This window comes from Pseudomonas synxantha, assembly GCF_900105675.1.
In the GTDB taxonomy this organism is placed as follows: Bacteria; Pseudomonadota; Gammaproteobacteria; order Pseudomonadales; family Pseudomonadaceae; genus Aquipseudomonas; species Aquipseudomonas synxantha.
The window spans coordinates 3,121,124-3,141,235 of the sequence record NZ_LT629786.1 but is presented as its reverse complement, the minus strand read 5'-3'; the positions used below and the strand labels follow the sequence as shown (position 1 = coordinate 3,141,235).

Annotated in this window: 19 protein-coding genes; 9 read left to right on the top strand and 10 right to left on the bottom strand. The window is 60.3% G+C overall.

The genetic code is table 11. The features are described from left to right. Window positions 1-11 precede the first annotated feature (11 nt). On the top strand, window positions 12-2,162 hold the full coding sequence (locus tag BLU48_RS14540; protein ID WP_057024220.1) for a lipase family protein: 2,151 nt from the start codon (window positions 12-14) through the stop codon (window positions 2,160-2,162). Here the strand turns inward: BLU48_RS14540 and codA are convergent. From codA to BLU48_RS14515, 5 genes are all read right to left on the bottom strand, one after another. After that, entirely contained in the window at window positions 2,159-3,409 is a 1,251-nt protein-coding gene (gene codA / locus BLU48_RS14535) for a cytosine deaminase (protein ID WP_057024219.1), read from the bottom strand. The genes BLU48_RS14540 and codA overlap by 4 nt on opposite strands. 50 nt (window positions 3,410-3,459) lie before the next feature. After that, window positions 3,460-4,728 (bottom strand): cytosine permease, encoded by a 1,269-nt coding sequence (gene codB / locus BLU48_RS14530; protein ID WP_057024218.1) that lies wholly within the window; start codon window positions 4,726-4,728, stop codon window positions 3,460-3,462. A 183-nt stretch (window positions 4,729-4,911) separates the two neighbouring features. Continuing rightward, window positions 4,912-5,361 (bottom strand): GNAT family N-acetyltransferase, encoded by a 450-nt coding sequence (locus tag BLU48_RS14525; protein WP_057024217.1) that lies wholly within the window; start codon window positions 5,359-5,361, stop codon window positions 4,912-4,914. 77 nt (window positions 5,362-5,438) lie between these two features. Continuing rightward, on the bottom strand, window positions 5,439-5,795 hold the full coding sequence (gene queD / locus BLU48_RS14520) for a 6-carboxytetrahydropterin synthase QueD (protein WP_003190259.1): 357 nt from the start codon (window positions 5,793-5,795) through the stop codon (window positions 5,439-5,441). Between the two features lie 80 nt (window positions 5,796-5,875). Further along, window positions 5,876-6,955, bottom strand: a complete 1,080-nt coding sequence (locus BLU48_RS14515) for a patatin-like phospholipase domain-containing protein (RefSeq protein ID WP_057024216.1) — start codon at window positions 6,953-6,955, stop codon at window positions 5,876-5,878. Between the two features lie 158 nt (window positions 6,956-7,113). On the opposite strand from BLU48_RS14515, the gene BLU48_RS14510 reads away from it, so the two are divergent. Genes BLU48_RS14510 through BLU48_RS14495 form a run of 4 tightly spaced genes read left to right on the top strand, consistent with a single transcriptional unit; the run spans window position 7,114 to window position 9,705 of the window. After that, on the top strand, window positions 7,114-7,416 hold the full coding sequence (locus BLU48_RS14510; protein ID WP_057024215.1) for a PepSY domain-containing protein: 303 nt from the start codon (window positions 7,114-7,116) through the stop codon (window positions 7,414-7,416). Beyond that, entirely contained in the window at window positions 7,416-7,727 is a 312-nt protein-coding gene (locus BLU48_RS14505) for a PepSY domain-containing protein (protein WP_057024214.1), read from the top strand. The genes BLU48_RS14510 and BLU48_RS14505 overlap by 1 nt, the downstream gene beginning before the upstream one ends. Beyond that, entirely contained in the window at window positions 7,727-8,395 is a 669-nt protein-coding gene (locus BLU48_RS14500) for a response regulator transcription factor (RefSeq protein ID WP_057024213.1), read from the top strand. The genes BLU48_RS14505 and BLU48_RS14500 overlap by 1 nt, the downstream gene beginning before the upstream one ends. Then, window positions 8,392-9,705, top strand: coding sequence for a sensor histidine kinase (locus BLU48_RS14495; protein ID WP_057024212.1), 1,314 nt, complete (start codon window positions 8,392-8,394; stop codon window positions 9,703-9,705). The genes BLU48_RS14500 and BLU48_RS14495 overlap by 4 nt, the downstream gene beginning before the upstream one ends. Window positions 9,706-9,824: 119 nt before the next feature. Here BLU48_RS14495 and BLU48_RS32805 read toward each other — a convergent pair whose 3' ends face one another. Then, complete coding sequence (locus BLU48_RS32805) at window positions 9,825-11,972, bottom strand: methyl-accepting chemotaxis protein (RefSeq protein WP_057024211.1); 2,148 nt, start codon at window positions 11,970-11,972, stop codon at window positions 9,825-9,827. Window positions 11,973-12,209: 237 nt separating this feature from the next. On the opposite strand from BLU48_RS32805, the gene BLU48_RS14485 reads away from it, so the two are divergent. After that, entirely contained in the window at window positions 12,210-13,529 is a 1,320-nt protein-coding gene (locus tag BLU48_RS14485; RefSeq protein WP_164484847.1) for a Na+/H+ antiporter family protein, read from the top strand. Between the two features lie 162 nt (window positions 13,530-13,691). After that, window positions 13,692-15,371 (top strand): methyl-accepting chemotaxis protein, encoded by a 1,680-nt coding sequence (locus BLU48_RS32800; RefSeq protein WP_057024209.1) that lies wholly within the window; start codon window positions 13,692-13,694, stop codon window positions 15,369-15,371. Window positions 15,372-15,375: 4 nt separating this feature from the next. Here BLU48_RS32800 and trhP read toward each other — a convergent pair whose 3' ends face one another. Next, a complete protein-coding gene (gene trhP, locus BLU48_RS14475; protein WP_057024208.1) occupies window positions 15,376-16,689 on the bottom strand; it encodes a prephenate-dependent tRNA uridine(34) hydroxylase TrhP in 1,314 nt (437 codons plus the stop codon). 174 nt (window positions 16,690-16,863) lie between these two features. On the opposite strand from trhP, the gene BLU48_RS14470 reads away from it, so the two are divergent. Next, window positions 16,864-17,931 (top strand): AI-2E family transporter, encoded by a 1,068-nt coding sequence (locus BLU48_RS14470; RefSeq protein WP_057014493.1) that lies wholly within the window; start codon window positions 16,864-16,866, stop codon window positions 17,929-17,931. Here the strand turns inward: BLU48_RS14470 and BLU48_RS14465 are convergent. The 3 genes from BLU48_RS14465 to BLU48_RS14455 form a co-directional block, all read right to left on the bottom strand. Next, window positions 17,928-18,110 (bottom strand): hypothetical protein, encoded by a 183-nt coding sequence (locus tag BLU48_RS14465; RefSeq protein WP_057024207.1) that lies wholly within the window; start codon window positions 18,108-18,110, stop codon window positions 17,928-17,930. The two genes, BLU48_RS14470 and BLU48_RS14465, sit on opposite strands and share 4 nt — an antisense overlap. A gap of 91 nt (window positions 18,111-18,201) precedes the next feature. After that, the gene (locus tag BLU48_RS14460; protein ID WP_057024206.1) at window positions 18,202-18,396 is read right to left on the bottom strand and encodes a hypothetical protein; all 195 of its coding nucleotides are present in this window, start codon (window positions 18,394-18,396) and stop codon (window positions 18,202-18,204) included. A gap of 234 nt (window positions 18,397-18,630) precedes the next feature. Further along, window positions 18,631-19,005, bottom strand: coding sequence for a hypothetical protein (locus BLU48_RS14455; protein ID WP_046071959.1), 375 nt, complete (start codon window positions 19,003-19,005; stop codon window positions 18,631-18,633). Between the two features lie 156 nt (window positions 19,006-19,161). Here BLU48_RS14455 and BLU48_RS14450 point away from each other — a divergent pair, with 156 nt between their 5' ends. Then, complete coding sequence (locus BLU48_RS14450; protein WP_057024205.1) at window positions 19,162-19,980, top strand: shikimate 5-dehydrogenase; 819 nt, start codon at window positions 19,162-19,164, stop codon at window positions 19,978-19,980. Window positions 19,981-20,112 lie beyond the last annotated feature (132 nt).

Genomic DNA, 20,112 nt, shown 5'->3' with positions numbered 1-20,112 from the left:
AGGAGTGAGCCATGTGCATGGACGCAAGGAAGCGATCATTTTTCAGTGATAGCACGCTAGCTTGTTCATTACGAGGGCAGTGGGTGAGCTTTTGCTTAGTCGACGAAGTCGGAGTAGGAACGATGTATGGCGGTCTGCCGTATACCGTTCACGACAGTGCAGGACAGCAGTACAAAGGTAGATTGAACGGTGAGGGGGGCGCCAAGTTACAAGATATTTATAGCGGTCCCGTGGTTCTTGTTTTTGACGAACTTTATTCAGGAGCAGAACAGCCATATCGCCGATTAATGATGCGGCCGATGTATCCACTTCCTATCAGCGAGCTTCAAGTTCGGGCAGAGCAGACTAAATTTTCTACGTCCAGTGGGCGTCGTGTTGAAGCCAATCCTGCTCAACTACAAGCTGACCGGTTCTATCAAGTCGAAGTCAGAGATCTGGTTCGACATGTCGCCCACTTGCCTCCGATAACGCCTCGTACCCATCGTCCCAAACGTCATGCATTGAAAATGATGGCCGAGCTGGGATTCGGCCCGCCCGAGCCAACATTAGCGGGTATCGTGCTGTTTCCAAACAAGCACACCATTCTCGAGGTACGGCCATTGCGGGCCTTGCGCCCAATGCTATCTGTCGAAGACAACATCTGTGCCCTGAATGTGTTTCAGCTGGCATTGTTTGCTGCGTTGAGTTATTGCGACTTTGGGCAAGTCCCTCGAGAAAACCCCTTAAAGGAGGTCCGGTTTCCGTTGGATCCAAGCGTTGGAAATCTGTTCGCTGAACAGCTGTCGGTGTATCACGAAGCCTGGCGAATCGATCCGAAGCAAACGCAGTGTTTCTATCCGATCTATGAAGACGTCCCATACTCCCAGCGTTTCGAAATCCTGCCTTTCGATCCCGACTTATATCCCCAAAATCGCCCGGAACTAAAGGACGAGCAGGAACACCCTGCACGCCTGCATTTTTTCGATGACGAAAAATTTGGCACCGACACCCAGGCGTTCATCACTCACCACGACCAGGTCATCCTGATTTCCGTGCGAGGAACCGTCAGCGGTGCTGATGCGCTACGTGACGCGGACGCCCATCAAGTGGCTTTCGTCGACGGCGTTGGTAAAGTCCACGAGGGCTTCTACCAGGCTTACCGGGCTATGCGTGATTTCGTACTGCGATACCTTGACCAATTCCACATTGGCCAGCGTATTGTGATTTGCGGCCACAGCCTTGGCGGCGCTATTGCATTGCTGTTGGCCGAAGGGCTGCGCCGAACCCCGGATGCTAATTACGACGTTCTCCTCTACACCTACGGCGCCCCTCGCGCCGCCGACTCCGAGTTTATCGCCGGCGCCTCATCCCTGGTCCATCACCGCATCGTCAACCACAACGACCCCGTCCCCAGCGTTCCGGCGCGTTGGATGAACACCACCGCCAAACTCTGGATCCCCGGGGCCATCACATTATTCAGTGCCCCTGCACCCGGTGGCCTATTGTTCGCCGCCGGGCTGGTACGTGTGGGCGGCAACCCCTATCAACATCACGGTGAGCAACATCACTTCATGCCGATCACGCTCCCGGACGGCACCCATTCTTCAGTGCTATGGAAACCTGGCTGTGAGTCCATCCAGGAGGCGGGCTGTCATCGCGCATTGCAACTCCAGGGCGATATGCCCGACCGTGACAATCTGCTGCGGCAGCTTTTTCAGGCCGGCCAACACTTCATGACCACCAGCTACATCCCTGCAGCCTGGGCCACACTGCGACGCTGGCAGCAAGCCCTGGATCGTCAAGGCCCCCTGGTGACCTTGAGGGAGTTTGAGCTGCTCGACCGCGCTCTCGAAGACATGCGCGAGCAATTGAGAGCCAAACGGCGTGAACTTGCCCGCCAGCGTCCAGCCAATGATCGCAGCTATGAGCCTAGCGATGCCTTGAACGCCGAGATCGACCGCTTGCACACCAGCCGCGAGCGCCTGGCAACCCTGCGCTGGCGTCGCCTTGAAGCTCGCGACGTCTACGGCAGTCAAGCACAGTCTGCGCACCTGCAATCGAGCCTCAAACGTTGGTTCAGTCACCCTGAAAACCGCGAGTTTGCCCAATTTGCCAGCATTCCGCCGCCTGCACACCATGATCAGGCAAAGGCGCAAACGCTGGACATCGACTCTATCGTCTAGCCAGCCGGGTTATATAAAAACTCCACCTGCGCCGGCTGCCGTTTCATCAGCACCTTGCCGTTGCGGATCGAGTACAGCGGCAAGCCCTGGCTGCGAATGACCTCATAGTCACTGTCGGCGGACAGGATCAGCAGGTTGGCGGGGCGACCGGCGTGCAGCCCATATCGGTCACCCAGGGCCATGGCCTTGGCACTGTTGTCGGTCACCAGGTCAAGGGCACTTTGCAGGTTACGGTAGCCGAGCATATGGCAGATGTGCAGGCCGGCTTCCAGGACCCGCAAGATGTTGCCGTTGCCCAGGGGGTACCAGGGGTCAACGATGGAGTCCTGGCCGAAGCACACGTTCATGCCGGCCTCAAGCAGTTCGTTGACACGGGTGACACCCCGGCGTTTCGGGAAGCTGTCGAAGCGACCTTGCAGATGGATGCTTTCAGTGGGGCAGGAGACAAAGCTGATGCCTGAATGCCCCAGCAGACGGAACAGTTTGGCGCAGTAAGCGTTGTCGTAGGAACCCATGGCCGTGGTGTGACTGGCAGTGACCCGCGCGCCCATGTCGCGGCTGCGGGCTTCCTCGGCGAGGACTTCGAGGAAGCGTGAGTGCGGGTCGTCGGTTTCGTCACAGTGCACGTCCACCAGGCAGCCCGTGCGTTCGGCCAGGTCCATGAGGAATTTCACCGAACTGACCCCTTGGTCGCGGGTGTATTCGAAGTGGGGGATACCGCCGATCACGTCGGCGCCCAGGCGAACGGCTTCTTCCATTAGTTCGCGGCCATTGCGGAACGACTCGATGCCCTCCTGGGGGAAGGCGACAATTTGCAGGTCGATCAGGTGCGAGCTTTCTTCACGCACCTCCAGCAGGGCCTTGAGTGCAGTGAGGTCCGGGTCTGTGACGTCGACATGGGTGCGCACATGCTGGATGCCGTGGGCGGCGAGGGCCTGGATGGTTTTTTTGGCGCGGGTCTTGGTGTCTTCCAGGGTAATAGTGGCCTTGCGCTCACCCCAGCACTCGATGCCTTCAAACAGCGTGCCGCTCATATTCCAGCGCGGTTCCCCGGCGGTGAGGGTGGCGTCGAGGTGGATGTGGGGTTCTACGAAGGGCGGTATTACCAGGTTACCGGCGGCGTCCAGGTCGCCGCTCGTGAGTGTCGGGATTCCGGTTTGCGCAGTAATGCTGGCGATCCGGCCGTGTTCCAGGTGCAGATCATGCAGGCCTTCACGGTTGCGCAGGCGGGCATTGATGATGTGCATGGTCAAGTTCCTCTTGGCTAAAAACAATCAGGCAGACAGCCGCCGGATCCTCAGGGCGATACCGATGTCCCGGCGGTCATTGCACGTAGTATGGCGCTGAGCAGCATATAGGTCAGCGACGCGGCAACAATTCCCACCAGTGGAGCGACCCATGGCGAGTTGAACGCCAGCACGGTGCCCACCCCATACGCGACCAGACCGGGCCAGTTGAACGCCGGCAGGCGGGCTTGCGCCAGGCGTGGGTATTGGCCACGATAGCGATAGAAGAAGTCCGCCATGATTACCCCGCCAATCGGCGGGATCACCGTGCCCAGCAGGATCAGGTATGGCACCAGCATGTCATACATGCCGAGCAAGGCGAGCAGGGTGCCGATCACCGCACCGGCCAGTGTCACGGTCTTGCGGCGTCGGGTGCGCAGCAGATTGCAGCCGGCGACGGCAAAATTGTAGATGGTATTGTCTTGGGTACTCCAGATATTGAGCAGCAACATGGCCATCGCCGCCATGGCGAACCCCTGCAGCAGCAGGACTTCCACCACATCCGGTTGCTGATAGACGATGGCGCCATAAGCACCGATCAGCACCATTAGGCCATTGCCGATAAAAAACCCGATCAGGCTGGCCAGCACCGCGACCTTGGCCGAGCGTGAAAAGCGCGTCCAGTTGGTGGCTTGGGTTGCACCGCTGACAAAGGTGCCGAACACCAGGGTGATCGCCGTTGATAAGTCCAGTTCACCGGTTGGCACCACCGCCAGCAGGCCATCCAGGCCGCCGACTTTCACGGTCGCTACCCACATCGACAGAACCAGCAATATGCCCATGGCCGGCACGGCGATATAGGACAGGATTTCCAGCCCGCGATACCCCACGTAGGCCGTGGCGCAGAACAGCAAGCCAAACACCACCATCAACCCCAGCACGCTGCCCTGGCTCAATTCGAAATACTTGCCCAATACCACGGCCGCCGTGGCAGTACCCCAGGCATACCAGCCAATCTGAGTAAAACCCAGGATCAAGTCACTGAGCTTGCTGCCGACTTCGCCAAAGCAGAACCGCCCCATCAACACCGAGTTCAAGCCGCTCTTGAAGGCGATGTAACCCAGACCTGCGGCGTAGATACCCAGCAACAGGTTACCCAGGGCCACGACGCCGAGCATCTCGGTGAAACTGAACGCTACCCCAAGCTTGCCGCCGGCAAACATGGTCGCGGTAAAAAACGTGAAGCCCAGCAGCACCATGGCTGTGGATGCCAGGCCCTTGCGCGCATGCAAGGGGACTTCGCTGAGGGGGTAATCGTTGCCTGGTTCCTGCTGCGTCATGTGGGTTGCTCCCTGAATGAGTGACGCAGGCCTGTTGCAGCGTGCGTGCCAAGTCAGAGGCAGTAATGCGCCCAGGTTGTGCAGCGTATTTATAGTCAAACCAGGAGGTGTCGCAGAGAGGGTCATGCCAGAGTTGCCGGTCAAGCGCGAAAACGGTGCAGCAAGTGACACAAGTTGGATCTGTTAAATCGCCTGTAGAAATTTGCTCATGTACACCCGGCGCAAACCATTTTCCACGGCCCGATGGGTTTGTGCATACCCACGACGAGTGTATAGCGCGATGTTCTCGGTCATGGCCTCATTGGTGTACAGGTAGATGTGCGTGTAGCCAGAGTCGGCTGCTTGTTGCTCGGCGAAATCCATCAGCACGCGCCCCAGCCCCAGGCCTTGGGCATCCGGTGCCACGGCCAGGTTATCCAACAGCAGGCCAGTGTCGGTATCGAGCAGGATGATAAAGCCTTGGACCTGCCCCGCATGGTCCATCACATGTACGCCACCGGCCTCGATTCGCTGGCGATAGTCTTCCAGCATCGGCGCGGGTTTGCGGCCGATGCGCGAGATGTAAGGCGAGTAAGCAGCCTGGGCGATGGCCTCAATGGCAGCCACATCATCGACAGTGGCGGGGCGCATCATTGCAATGAACTCCTCTGAAAGATGCCACTGGCACTTCGAAAAAACCACCCGCAGGTGGTTTTCCGACACGTGATCGCCTACTCGCCGCGATAGATGCAACCGCTGGTGCAGGTTTCATGGATACGAATCGCACTGAGCTCGGGCAGCAAGGGCTTCAATTCATTCCAGATCCACTTGGCCAACACTTCGCTGGTGGGGTTTTCCAGGCCGGGAATGTCATTGAGGTAGTTGTGGTCGAGGCGTTCGTAGAGCGGCTTGAAAATCGCCTTGATCTCCGAAAAGTCGCGAATCCAGCCGGTATGGGGATCCAGGTCGCCGCTCAGGTGGATCGCGACCTTGAACGAATGCCCATGCAGGCGCCCGCATTTGTGGCCCTCCGGCACGTGGGGCAAGCGGTGGGCGGATTCGAATGTAAATTCCTTGAAGATTTCCACAGTGTTTTCAGCTCGGTCAGGTGTCTGGCAGTCGGCGAGTTTAACAGTTTGATCAGCCCCTGCGCACACCGCTCCTACCGTTAGAGGGCAAGCAGTCGGTCGCCCAGCGCGCCGTTATCCGCCAAGGCCAAAAACTCATCCCCCAGTCGTCGGCTCTCGCTCATCGCGGTTTGCCAATACTTGTTGCGGCTTGGGTCATCGCCCATGAAGCGCTTGAAGTCAGTGCGGTCCGGCAGTTTGCCGTAGGGCAGGCGGGCCAGGTAGTCCCTGGAGGGTGCCAGCAGCAACACATCCTGCAAGCCTTGCGGGCTGCTGCGTCGCCATGGCAGGCCCTTGTCAAACCAGCCGGGGATGACCCGGTCAGTGAAGTGCGGGTAGAGCACGATGTCATCGCCGTGGTAGGGCAGGTCGAGGTGATAGTCGAGCAGGCCACCGTCGCGATAGGTGCCGGCACCGGCGCCGGGCAGGTCGCGCACGCCTTGCATGACCATGGGGATCGAGCCGGACGCAAGCAGCGCCTGGCGCAGGTTGCCCAACTCCAGGCTAAGGAAGCGCGACGGGAAATCCTTAAGGGGATGCACCGGCGGTGCCTGGCGCGGGTCATGGATGATCAGCCGTTCGAAATGCCGCGACAGCCGTGCGCGGCCCCGCAAGTTATCCGCGATCACCGAGGACAGGCCCAGCCCCAGCCGCCCACGGTGGTCGTCGGCGAGCAGGCCGTGGCTCTTGACCACCATGATGTTCAGGCGATAGTCGGGATTGTCCAGTATGCGTGCATCACGGCCAGCCAGCAGGTCATCGAGCATGCGTTGGCAACTCTGGCTGACGTCGGCCATGGTCACGCCTTTGGCGAAGCGCTGTTCGTTATACAGGCGGCCCAGGTCCAGCAAGCCTTGCACAGGGTCGGGCAGGCAGGCGCTGGCGAACCGCCAGGAACCGATGGACGCGCCGATCAATGCACGCTCGCGCGGCACGCGGGGTAGCCAGTCACCAAACAGCGCCAGGTCCAGGCCCTGGATGCCCAAGGCCTTGGGGCCGCCAGCCGCACCGGGGAGAATGCCGACGTCGGCAGGCGCAAGGCCCCGCTCGCGAATGCGGGCGAAGGCGCGTTTGCCGGCCTTGAGGGTCAGGGCAGGGAACTTGATATGGATGGCTGTCATACCGGTCTCTGATTGGGCGAACGGGGCATTATAGAAAATATCGCAGACGGTGGGAGAAACGGCTTGCGCGCAATTGCCATGGTGGCAATTCAGTTTCAGTTAAGTTGCAACAGGTAGGGTGACCGGCGTAGGAAAACATCCTGTAACGGAGACTTATCATGACGCGCCTCACTGTTCTGGGCGCCGCCGCTATCATCATGGTTACGGCGACCCAGGCCGCAGCCGTGGACCCGGACAAGCCACTGATCGTCCCCGCCACTGTTACTATTGTCGCCTTTGACCAATTGGACGCCACAGCCCTGGCGCTGCACCCTGGCTCGACGCTGCTGGGCACCGACCTGGATGAGGAATACGGCAAGTACGTCTATGAAGTCGAACTGGAAGATCGCAACGGCATTGAATGGGACGTTGAACTGGACGCGCTCACCGGACAGGTTCTCAAGAATCATCAGGATACGTAATGAAGGTTAATTTACGCGTGGGCAGTCGAGTGGCGCTGGCGCTCATGGTTTTTTGCTCCAGCCTGGCGGCCCGCGACCTCAATCAGGACGAGGCCTTGGCGCTGCGCCAGCAGGGGGTGATCCTGCCGCTGGAGCAACTGTTGCAGCAGGCCATGGCGCGGTACCCCGACTCGCGGCTGCTGGAGGCCGAGCTGGAAAAGAAACACGGCCAATATGCCTACGAAGTGGAACTGGTGACCACCGAAGGCGTGGTGCGTGAGATCAAACTGGACGCCACCAACGGTGACCTGATCAAAGATGAGGAAGACTGATGCGCCTGCTTCTGGTGGAAGACAACGTGCCCCTGGCTGACGAGTTGCTGGCCGGTTTGCAGCGTCAAGGCTATGCAGTCGACTGGCTGGCCGATGGCCGCGACGCCGCGTATCAAGGTCGCAGCGAACCCTATGACCTGATCATCCTCGACCTGGGCCTGCCCGGTTTGCCCGGGCTTGATGTGCTTGCGCAATGGCGCGCCGCTAAGCTCGCCATCCCGGTATTGATCCTCACCGCCCGCGATTCCTGGGCCGAGCGTATCGAAGGGCTCAAGGCCGGTGCCGATGATTACCTGAGCAAACCCTTTCACCCCGAAGAGCTCTACCTGCGCATCCAGGCGCTGTTGCGACGCTCCCACGGCCACGCCAACCAGCCCACCCTGCAGGCTGCAGGCTTGCATCTGGATGAAGGGCGCCAGTGTGTGCTGCGCGATGGCGCCGAGATCCAGCTGACGGCGGCCGAGTTTCGCTTGCTGCGCTACTTCATGCTGCACCCCGAACAGATCCTGTCGAAAAGCCATCTGGCCGAGCATTTGTATGATGGCGAGACGGAGCGAGACTCCAATGTGCTGGAGGTGCACGTCAACCATCTGCGCCGCAAGTTGGGGCGCAGTGTGATAGAAACCCGGCGCGGCCAGGGCTACCGGTTTGGCGCCGCCCCGGCATGAAGTCGATCCAGCGGCGTTTGAGCCTGGGCCTGATCAGCGTGATGGTGGGCGTTGGCGTGGTGCTGGCACAAACCAGCCTGTGGCTGTTCGAGGCCGGTTTGCAGCGTTACCTGGAAGCGGGTTTGCGCAATGACAGTGAGAACCTGCTGGTGGCGCTGGTGCGTGGGCCAAACGGCGTACAGCTGGATGAGCAACGCCTGTCACCGGCCTATCAGCGACCGTTCTCCGGACATTATTTCCGGATCGACTTTGCCGATGTCCATTGGCGTTCCCGTTCACTCTGGGACCAGGAACTGCCCCGCCTGCCCGAGGCGGGGCTCAAGGGCAACCTGCAACTGGGGCCGGAAGGCCAGCAATTGCTGGTGTTGCGTTCGGACTACAAGCGCTTCGGCCTGCCGATTTCCATCAGCGTGGCCCAGGATTACACGCCCGTGCGGGAGAGTTTTCGCCTGATGCGCCAGATTGGCCTGGTGATGGGGCTGGCGGCGCTGCTGCTGGTGCTGGTCCTGCAGCGAGTCACCGTGCGCCGCGCCCTGCGCCCACTGGAGACGGCGCGTAACCAGATCGCCCAGCTGCAACAGGGCCAGCGCTCGCAACTCGACACTCAGGTGCCGTTGGAGCTGGAACCACTGGTGGCGCAGATCAACCATTTGCTGGCGCACACCGAAGACAGTCTCAAGCGTTCCCGCAATGCGCTCGGCAACCTGGGGCATGCGCTGAAAACCCCAATGGCGGTATTGCTGAGCGCGGCCTCCAGTGAGGCGCTCAAGGGTCATCCGCAGTTGAGCCAGCTATTGCGCGACCAACTGGAGCAAATCCAGCAACGCCTCAATCGCGAGCTCAACCGGGCACGGCTGGCTGGCGAAACCCTGCCGGGTGCTTTGTTTGATTGCGAAAAAGAACTGCCCGTCCTGCTGGCGACCTTGAACATGATCCATGGCGACCATCTTGACCTCAGCTATCACGTTTCGCCGGGCCTGCAATTGCCCTGGGACCGCGAGGACTTGCTGGAATTACTTGGTAATTTGCTGGACAACGCCTGTAAGTGGGCGGATGCCGATATTCGGCTGAACGTCAGCGAAACCCAGCAAGGCTACCTGTTGGTGGTGGAGGACGACGGTCCCGGTATTCCCGAGGCCCAGCGTAACCAGGTCTTGGGCCGCGGCGCGCGACTGGACGAGCAAATTGACGGACATGGCCTGGGGTTGGGGATCGTGCGGGACATCGTCGAGGTATGGGGCGGGACGTTGCAGTTACAGGAGAGTGAGCTGGGTGGGCTTAAGGTACTGATCGAATTGCCCAAGCGGTAATGCCAATCTAAAAATGTGGGAGGGGGCTTGCCCCGATGACGGAGTGTCAGTAAATACATCTGGGGCTGACCCAACGCCATCGGGGGCAAGCCCCCTCCCACAGTAGATCTCCATTAGGCTTACACCCTGAACTGATCCATCAACCCCTGCTGTTGATTCGCCAGGCTGTTCAACGCCTGGCTGACCCGCGCCGATTCATTGGCCTGCTCCGACAGCGACTCGGTCACATCGCGAATGGTCGCCACATTGTTGTTGATCTCCTCGGCCACCGCGCTTTGCTCTTCGGCGGCACTGGCGATCTGCAGGTTCATGTCGCTGATCACCGTGACCGCGTCGCCAATCTGGCGCAAGGCCGTTACCGCTTGGCCGACCTGTTCGACGCTGCCTTGGGCCTGGCGATAGCTGTTGCCCATGGAGCCGACCACGTCGGTGGTGCCGCTTTGCAGTTGCTCGATCACCAGGCGGGTTTCTTCCACCGATTCCTGGGTGCGCCGCGCCAGGTTGCGCACCTCGTCGGCGACCACGGCAAAGCCCCGACCGGCTTCACCGGCACGGGCGGCCTCGATGGCGGCGTTGAGCGCCAGCAGGTTGGTCTGTTCGGCGATGCCGCGAATCACTTCGAGCACCGAGCCGATTTTCTCGCTGTTGGCGGCCAGGCCTTCTACCTGGGTCATGGCGGTGCTCATGTCGGCGGCGAGGTCGCCAATGTTGGCGGTGGTGCGGTCGATCACGGTCAAGCCTTCGCGTGTGGCCTGGTCGGCATCGCGAGCGGCCTGGGCAGCTTGGGCGGCGCTGCGGGCAACGTCCTGGGCGGTGGCGCTCATTTCGTGGGAAGCGGTCGCCACCTGATCCACCTGGCGGTACTGCTGCTCCATGCCAGCACTGGTTTGCGTGGCAATCGCGGCGGACTGGTCGGCGGTGCCACGGGCGTCCTGCACCGAGCGTTTGACCTCGGCAATGATCGGTTGCAGCTTGTCGAGGAAGCGGTTGAACCAGCCGGCCAACTGGCCCAGTTCGTCCTGCTTGTCATAGGCCAGGCGCCGGGTCAGGTCACCTTCGCCGCTGGCGATATCTTCAAGCATGTGTGCCACGCCGAGGATCGGCCGGGTCACGCTGCGCGCCATCAGCCACACCAGTATCAGGCCTACCACAGCGGCCAGCAGACCCAGGCCGAGCTCCAGCAGGGTGCCTTTGGCATTGTCAGCGTCCAGCTGGGTTTTCAACGCCTCGGCGGGCGCCACCAGGACTTTTTCCGGTACATCCAGCAACACGCCCCACGGCTTGCCCCCAGGGATCGGCGCAAAGGGCGCCAGCACCTTGAGCTGATGACCGGCACGCAGGCTGTGGGTTTGAGTACTGCTGGCCAAGGCGCTGACCAACTGCGCGCCGCTGGCCGTATCAACCTGAGCCAGGCGCTGGCTGAGCTTACTGGCATCCGGACTATAACCGGCAAGCAAACCGGTCGGGCTGAGGATGCTGACCTGGGTCTGGCCGTCGTACAGCTTCTGGCTGGCCTGTTGGCTCACGGCCTGCAGGCTGTTGAGGTTGATGTCCACCGACAGTGAGGCGATGACTTTGCCATTGACCATCAGCGGGAACACGATGCTGGTCATCAGCACGTTCTGGCCGTCGATCACATAAAAGTAGGGTTCGATCACACACGGCTTGAGCGTGGTGCGCGGGCAGGTGAACCAGGCGTTGGCTTTTTCGCCGCTGGGGCTGACGGACGTGTCGGTCATGTCGCTTTCGGGCAGTGCCATCGAAGTGATCTTCCCCGGCGTCGGCTGCGACCAGTACAAGGCGAATCGGCCTTTGTCATTACTGCCCAGTTCCTGCTGGTTGGCGAACAACTCGTCCTTGCCGTCCAGCGCATTGGCTTCGAACACCAGGGACAAACCCAACAGGTCGGGGTTGGCTTGCAGCGCGGCCTTGACCTGGCGGGTCAGGTCCTCACGGGTGTCGAAGGCATCGAGAAAGCGTTTCTCTGCCTGCTCGCGCAGAAACAGTACCTGGCGGGAAAAGCCGTGACCGTACTGGTAGGCATCCATGAACTGCTGGCGAATGCCCAGCGCCTGTACTTCACCTTGGGCCTCGATGCGCGCCTGGGCGGCTTCGTCCAGCATCTGCATGCTGGAGGCCTTGACCTGCTCCGAGCTCTGCGCCATGCGATACAGCGACAGACCCACCAGCAGGGTCACGATCCCCAGCAGGCACAGGCCCGCGAGCAGGGTGATTTTCCATTGAATGGAGAGCTGCCTGAGCGACATCGGGACATCCTTACCTGAAAGCACATGGAAACAGCTTATCGGCCGACACGCATGGTTCTTTATTCAAACGATCAATTTAAACTTCAAAAACGGCGCCGCTTTTTGACATGCGCGCCTGCCTGCTGCAAAGTGCGCGCCCTCTAATAGGACCTCTTTCAAGCCTGCACGCCGGCAGCTGTTCCCATGGGCCGTGCGCGGGCATGCCTGTCTTTTTTGTTTTTGCTTGAGGTAACCATGATTAACGCAGTCATCGCCGCGGTCGGCACCATGCTGGTACTCAGCCTGTCCCGCGTGCATGTGGTCATCGCCATTATTGTTGGCGCCCTGGTGGGCGGCTTGACGGGTGGCCTGGGGATCGACGCCACGCTCAAAGCCTTCAACGGCGGTTTAGGTGGCGGCGCAACCGTGGCTTTGTCCTACGCATTGCTTGGTGCTTTCGCGGTGGCAATTGCCAAGTCCGGCTTGGCCCACGCGCTGGCGGACAAAGCCTTGCTGCTGGTTGATCGCCAGGAAGCCAGCGGTGGCAGCCACGTCAAATGGTTGTTGATCGGCCTGTTGTGGGTGGTGGCGATTGCTTCGCAGAACATCCTGCCGATCCATATTGCGTTTATCCCGCTGCTGGTGCCGCCGCTGCTTTATGTGCTGACCAAGCTGCAACTGGACCGCCGCCTGATCGCCTGCGTGATGACGTTCGGCCTGATCACGCCGTACATGTTCCTGCCGGTGGGTTTCGGCAATATTTTCCTCAACCAGATCCTGCTGGCCAACGTAGCCAAGAGCGGGGTGGATATCAGCCAGGTCAACGTCACCCACGCCATGGGCCTGCCGGCACTGGGCATGGTGGTCGGCCTGCTGGTGGCAGTGTTTATCAGCTACCGCAAGAAGCGCGTGTATGACCTGGAAAAAATCGAGCGTGTCGAGCAAGTGGCGGTGCAGTACAACCCGCTGACCCTGCTGGTGGCCGGCCTGGCGATTGCCTCGGCGTTCATCATCCAGCTGTGGCTGGACTCGATGATCATCGGCGCCCTGGCCGGATTCCTGATCTTCTCGGTATCGGGCATCGTGCGCTGGCGCGACACCGATGACCTCTTCACTGAAGGCATGAAGATGATGGCGATGATCGGTTTCATCATGATCGCCTCGTCGGGCTTTGCCGAAGTGCTCAAAGCCACCGGTGACGTGCGCTCGCTGGTAGAAGCCTCGGCGGCGTTTATCGGCCATAGCCGTGGGGTAGGGGCGTTGCTGATGCTGCTGGTGGGGCTGCTGGTGACCATGGGCATCGGCTCGTCGTTTTCCACGGTGCCGATCCTTGCCGCGATTTTCGTGCCGTTGTGTGTGCAACTGGGCTTCAGCCCGTTGGCCATCGTGTGCATTGTCGGCACCGCCGGTGCGCTGGGCGATGCGGGCTCGCCTGCGTCGGATTCCACCCTCGGGCCCACCTCCGGCCTGAATGTCGATGGCCAGCACCACCATATCTGGGACACCGTGGTGCCGACCTTCCTGCACTACAACATTCCGCTGCTGGTGTTTGGGTGGCTGGCCGCGATGACGCTCTGATGAATTCCCTGTAGGAGCGAGCTCGCGAAAAACCCCAACGATAATGCGAACAACCTGAAACCCCGCAGAGTTCTCAGGTGCTTCGCGAGTAAGCTCGCGCCTACAGAAATCACGCACCTGGCCGTTAACCTCTCAAGTCGCCACTAACAAGAGAGAAAAGCCATGCGTCTGAGTTTGAAGGCCAAAGTCCTGGCCCTTGCCGTAGTGCCTGTATTGTTGTTTGCCGTGGTCATCAGCCTGACCACCGTGTGGATTCTCCAGGGCCAGGCGCGCAACGAAGTGGATGAAACCCGCCAGCGCTTGCTCAACGACGCCAAGGCCACGCTGCAAGGTTATGTCGAAGTGGCCATGACCACCATCAAGCCGCTTTACGATGCGGCAGCCCCCGGCGACACCGCGGCGCGGGCGCAGGTGGTCAAGTTGCTCTCCAATACCAGCTACGGCAAGGACGGCTATTTCTTCGGCTACGACTCCGAGACCATCCGCCTGTTCAAGGGCAACAGCCCGGACGGCGTGGGCAAAAGCTTCAAGGACAACCGCGACCCCAACGGCGTCTACGTCAATCGCGACCTGGTTAAAGTCGGCAAGGACGGTACCCACTACCTGCAATACAGCTCGACCCAGCCCGGCCAGACCGAACTGGTGCCCAAGCTCGGCTATACCGAATACCTGCCCAAGTGGGACATGGTCATCGGTACTTCGGTGAACCTGGACGGTATCGAGGCCCAGGTGGCGGTGGTCGAAGCCAAGGTGGAGAAACGCATGGAAGGCGTGCTGCTGAGCATCCTCGGCGTCGCCGTTATATTGCTGTTGGTAATCGCCGCCGTGGGCATGCTGGTGGCCAATACCATCCTGCGTCCACTGAGCCTGATGAAGGCCAATCTCGACGACATCGCTGCTGGCGAAGGCGACCTGACCCGCCGCCTGGCGATTACCAGCCAGGATGAGCTGGGCGACCTGGCCGGTGCGTTCAATCGCTTTGTCGATAAAATCCATGGGTTGGTGCGCCAGATAACCGAAATGACCGCCCAGCTCACCGGACTGGTCAGCCAGGTATCCGACCAGGCCCAGCGTTCCGAGCAAGCCATGGAACGCCAGCGCCACGAGACCGACCAAGTGGCCACCGCGATCAACCAGATGTCGTCCGCTGCCCATGAAGTGGCGCGCAGTGCCCAAGGCGCCGCTGTCGCCGCGCAACAGACCGACGCCGAAGGCCAGGCCGCCAAACGTGTGGTGGACGGCAGCATCGCGCAGATCCATGCGCTGGTGAACGATATCCGCAGCAGTGGCGTGTCCCTGGACAGCCTGCAGCAGGATGTGTCGTCGATTGTCAGTGTGCTCAGCGTGATCCGCTCCATCGCCGAACAAACCAACTTGCTGGCGCTCAATGCTGCCATTGAAGCCGCACGGGCCGGGGAGGCCGGGCGCGGGTTTGCCGTGGTCGCCGATGAAGTACGCGCCCTGGCCAGCCGCACCCAGACCAGCACCCAGGAAATCCAGGGCATGATCGACCGCCTGCAAAAAGGCACCGAGGCAGCCGTGGACGCAATGCGCCGCTCCAGCGATGCCGGCGATGGCACCTCGGCCCAGGCCAACCAGGCCGGGGCGTCCCTGGACACCATGGCCCAGTTGATCGGCACAATCAACTCGATGAATGCGCAGATCGCCAGCGCTGCCGAGGAGCAAACCGCCGTGGCTGAAGAGATCAACCGCAGCGTGCATCAGATTGCCGTGGCGGTGGACAGCGTGGCGGATGAAACCCAACTGGGTGCCCAGACCTCCCGCAGCTTGGCAGATCTGGGCCAGCGCCTGGGGCAGTTGGTCGGTCAGTTCAGGATCTGACCCTTCACAGGTCGCGCATCAGCAGGCCAAAACGCAGGTCCATCTCGGCCGGCAAGGGCACATACACGGTGTGCCCGTCCCCCGGTGCCACCTCAATGGCTTCATCCTTGGCGTTGCGCAAGGTGGCCAGGTCAAAGTGAAAGTTGCCGGCCGGCGTCATTAATTCCAAGTGATCGCCAACGGCAAAACGATTCTTCACCTTGACCTCTGCCAACTCGCCACGACGCTCGCCGGTCAACTCACCGACAAACTGCTGTCGCTCGGACACCGAGCTGCCGTTCTGGTAGTTCTGGTATTCATCATGTACATGACGGCGCAGGAAACCTTCGGTGTAGCCGCGCTGGGCCAGGGACTCAAGGTTGGTCATCAAGCTGCGATCAAAGGCGCGTCCGGCCACCGCGTCATCGATGGCCTGGCGGTACACCTGGGTGGTGCGTGCGCAATAGAAGTGGGATTTGGTGCGGCCTTCGATCTTCAACGAGTGCACGCCCATCTGCGTCAGGCGCTCCACATGCTGCACCGCGCGCAAGTCCTTGGCGTTCATGATGTAGGTGCCATGTTCGTCTTCGAAGGCAGGCATTGATTCATCGGGGCGATTGGCTTCCTGCAGCAGGAATACGTGCTCGGTTGGCGTGCCGATCCCCAGCGTGGGCTGATATTGCTGGACGATATCGCCGGTCGCATTCTCCACCGCGGGCGTGGCCTGGTATTTCCAGCGGCAGGCGTTGGTGCAGGTGCCTTGGTTGGCGTCGCGCTTGTTCATGTAGCCCGACAGCAGGCAACGTCCGGAATAGGCCATGCACAAGGCGCCATGTACGAACACTTCCAGCTCCATGGCCGGTACGTGCTGGCGGATTTCATCGATCTCTTCCAGGGACAGCTCCCGCGACAGGATCACCCGGCAAATCCCTTGTTGCTGCCAGAACGCCACGCTGGCCCAGTTCACCGTATTGGCCTGCACCGACAGGTGAATCGGCATCTGCGCAAAGTGCTGGCGCACCAGCATGATCAGTCCCGGGTCGGACATGATCAGTGCATCCGGGCCCATGGCGATCACAGGCGCCAGGTCCTTGAGGAAGGTCTTGAGCTTGGCGTTGTGCGGCGCGATGTTCACCACCACGTAGAAGCGCTTGCCCTGGTCATGGGCTTCCCGGATACCCAGGGCCAGGTTGGCATGGTCGAACTCGTTGTTGCGCACCCGCAGGCTGTAGCGCGGCTGGCCGGCATAGACCGCATCGGCGCCGTAGGCGAAGGCGTAGCGCATGTTCTTCAGTGTGCCGGCAGGAGCGAGCAGTTCGGGGGCAATGATAGGTGGCATGGGTGTGGGTCGCAAAAAGCCGCGAGGGTAGTACAGGGGCGGGCGCGGTTCATTGATCCAAGTCTAAACAAGGCGGTCTATGCTTGTTCGATAAACAAGGGCACTCCCAGGTATCGCCGCGGACTAAGCAACAGGGCCGACACCGGCCCTCTGCTTTTTTGACATGGATCGGACATGAATCAAACCAACCTGCAATTCAAGACCCTGTTGTTGCTGCTGGCCCTGGTAACCATCGCTTTTATCTGGATATTGCTGCCGTTCTACGGCGCGGTGTTCTGGGCAGTAATCCTCGGCATTATCTTTGCCCCCATGCAACGCCGCCTGCAACAACGGCTTGGCTGGAACCGCAACCTGACCTCCTTGACCACTTTGATGGTGTGCCTGGTGATCGCGATTCTGCCGGTGATCATTACCAGTGCGTTGCTGGTGCAAGAGGGGGCCACGCTGTACAAAAACGTTGAGAGTGGCAAGCTGGATGTGGCCGGTTATATCGAGCAATTCAAGCATTTCCTGCCTCCGTACTTCCAACACCTGCTCGACCGCTTCGGCATGGGCAACCTGGAAGGGCTGCGGGAAAAAGTGGTCAAGGGCGCGATGCAGGGCAGTCAGTTCTTTGCCTCCCAGGCGTTCAGCTTCGGCCAGGGCACGTTTGATTTCCTGGTGAGCTTTTTCATTATGTTGTACCTGCTGTTTTTCCTGCTGCGCGACGGCCCGGAGCTGGTACGCAAGGTGCGCACGGCGGTGCCGCTGGCCGAACCGCAAAAGCGTCGCCTGCAGCTCAAGTTCAACCGGGTGGTGCGCGCCACGGTCAAGGGCAACGTGCTGGTGGCCGTGACCCAAGGCGCATTGGGTGGCTTTATATTCTGGTTTCTGGATATTCCCAGTGCATTGCTCTGGGCGGTATTGATGGCGTTTCTGTCCCTGCTGCCAGCGGTGGGCGCAGGGATTGTCTGGGGCCCGGTGGCGGTTTACTTCCTGCTCAGCGGCTCGATTTGGCAGGGCGTGGTGCTGGGGCTTTTCGGTGTATTCGTAATTGGCCTGGTGGACAACGTGCTGCGTCCGATCCTGGTGGGCAAGGACACCAAGATGCCGGACTACCTGATCCTGATCTCGACCTTGGGTGGCCTGTCGGTGTTCGGCCTCAACGGCTTCGTCATCGGGCCACTGGTGGCGGCGTTGTTCATGTCGTGCTGGGCGCTGTTCGTCGAAACCAAGCCACGGGTCAAATTGCCGTTGCCCTAGGCTTGAAGCCTGAAGTCGGCTACTCGTTGGCGCTGTGTCTCGGCGTCGGACAATGAAGTGAGCGGGCCGCTGATCGGCTCGCCATCGCGGACCACGTACCAACAGGCGAGCAAGCCCAGCTTACGTAAAGGGGCTGGGACGGCGCTGCCGATGACAGACATGATTTGAACAGTGGGCATAAGTACCTCCAATCGTTATGGAGGTCACCTTACGGTGCGCTGGCACCGGGGAAAAATCACCTGGCTCGATAGTCGACATCGACGCCAGGCGTTAATCCACCACCTGGTCGAGCATGCTCACTACTTCGTGCTCACTGAGCAGCCCTTTGCGAACCAGGTTTTCGGCCAGCAATGCGAGGAACTTTACACTGCGGTGGCCCTCGAGGTGCTTGAGTTCGGTCAAGGCACTGTAGACCTTGCTGGACGTGCAGAGACCGGCGGTGCGATGGGGATTTTGCGTGGGCATGGGCAATCGTCCTTAATTGTTATTGGGTGGACTGGGTCGATAGTGAGACTGTTTTATGACGCAACCATGACAGCGCACGCCTGCGCCGATCAAGAGGATATTGCGTCCTTATGATGTGGGATAGGCGCTTGGGCATTGTTCTCACAGCGACATTGGCAGGATAAATCCGGACTTTTCGGGCAAAAAAAAGGCCCCGCTCAGGAGCGAGGCCCATTCAAGTCACTCAGTTCAAACCTACCAACCGCGGCCGTAGTAACCGTGCGGGTGGCCGTAGTAGCCCCGAGGCGGACCATAATAGCCGCGTGGAGGGCCGTAATAGACCGGGGCCGGGCGGTAATAAACCTGCTGTTGTACATACACCGGCGGCGGTGGCGCGTAATAGACCGGTGGCGCAGCGGCATACACCGGCTGCGGCTGGACGTACACCGGTTGTTGCACATAGACCTCACGAGGCTGGCTGGCAACTACGGAGCCAACTACCGCTGCGCCAACAAGTGCGCCCAACACTGCCGGGCCACCCCAACCACCACCGTGGGCGGAAGCTTGGCCGGCCATTGCGAGTGCACCGATCAGCAAGGCGATTCTGGGGATTTTACGAATCATGGTCATTCCTCGGTTAGCCCCTGCGCTTGTGGTCTGCAATCAATAGACTCAAGGATTGTCGCGGGGATACTTTTAAGACAACGTGTTTCAAAAAAACAGCACTTCCATTAGGTAAAGGTTGTGTAAGGTCTGTACCGATTTGCTTACTTCAAGGAGTTACCCATGCAGATGCACCCCAACAAGGACACCCAGCTGTGCATGTCACTGTCGGCGCGCCCCGGGAACTTTGGCCTGCGTTTTCATAACCACTTGTATGAACAACTGGGTTTGAATTTCTACTATAAGGCCTTCAGCAGCCAGGACCTGCCCGGCGCGATCGGTGGTATCCGCGCCTTGGGCGTGCGTGGTTGTGGAGTATCGATGCCGTTCAAGGAGGCCGCCATTGCCTTAGTGGACGAACTTGACGATTCAGTTCAAGCCATTGATTCGCTCAATACCATCGTCAACACCAATGGCCACCTCAAGGCCTATAACACTGACTACATTGCCATCGAGCAATTGTTGAAAAAGCACGCCGTGCCGACTGACTCCACGTTCGCCCTACGTGGTAGTGGTGGCATGGCCAAGGCAGTTGCCAGTGCCTTGCGTGATGGCGGTTATGCCCGCGGCGTGATCGTGGCGCGCAATGAGGCGGCGGGCCAGGCATTGGCGCGCAACCTCGGGTATGAATGGCAGGCGGACCTGGGCGACTTGCGCCCGCAGATGCTGATCAATGTGACGCCCATCGGCATGACAGGTGGGGCCGAGGCGGATGCGTTGGCGTTCGACGCCGAGGCGATCGATCAGGCGGAAACTGTCTTCGATGTAGTGGCGATTCCAGCCGAAACACCCCTGATCGTGCGTGGGCGCGCCAAGGGCAAGCGGGTGATTACCGGGCTGGAGGTGATTGCAATCCAGGCGCTGGAGCAGTTTGTGTTGTACACCGGTGTGCGCCCGACGCAGGAGCAATTTCAGGCGGCGGTGGCCTTCGCCCGCAATTGAAGGCCCAGCTAATGTGGGAGGGGGCTTGCTCCCCGATGGCGGTCTCAGGGCCGACCAGGATGTTGGATCAGACCGAGTACATATCCATTGCTGCGGTAACGGCCACTTAGGGTTCCGCTCTTACAGCGGCTC